Annotated in this window: 1 pseudogene; it reads right to left on the reverse strand. The window is 62.8% G+C overall.

From position 1 onward, the window contains the following. Positions 1 to 323: pseudogene (locus AB3X96_RS42765) on the reverse strand (IS66 family transposase); the annotation flags it as partial.

Consider the following 323-nt stretch of genomic DNA (forward strand, 5'->3'; position numbering starts at 1 on the left):
GCCGGCAGCGCTGCACGCTTCGGTTGCTGGGGTAGCGGCTCGGCTGTGGCTTGTGGCTGAAGTTGCTCGAGTTCAACTTCAATGGCGGCGAGATCCGCGTCAATCGCCTCATCCAGCAGATTCATCTGATCGCTGCTGAGCTGCTCGCTGCGCCTGCCGAACTGATGGCGTCTGAGAATCGAGATCTCGTGAGTCAACTGGTCGATGCGGGTCTGCCGGTAGCGCAGCTCCCGCTCCTTCTCACCGACCTCCCGGGTCTTCTCCTCGATCTCCCTGTCCCGGTCTTCGACGCGCGCAATCAGTTGCGTGGCGAGCGCACGCAG

The sequence above is a fragment of the Paraburkholderia sp. BR13439 genome, from assembly GCF_040948805.1.
GTDB classification, from domain to species: Bacteria; Pseudomonadota; Gammaproteobacteria; order Burkholderiales; family Burkholderiaceae; genus Paraburkholderia; species Paraburkholderia youngii.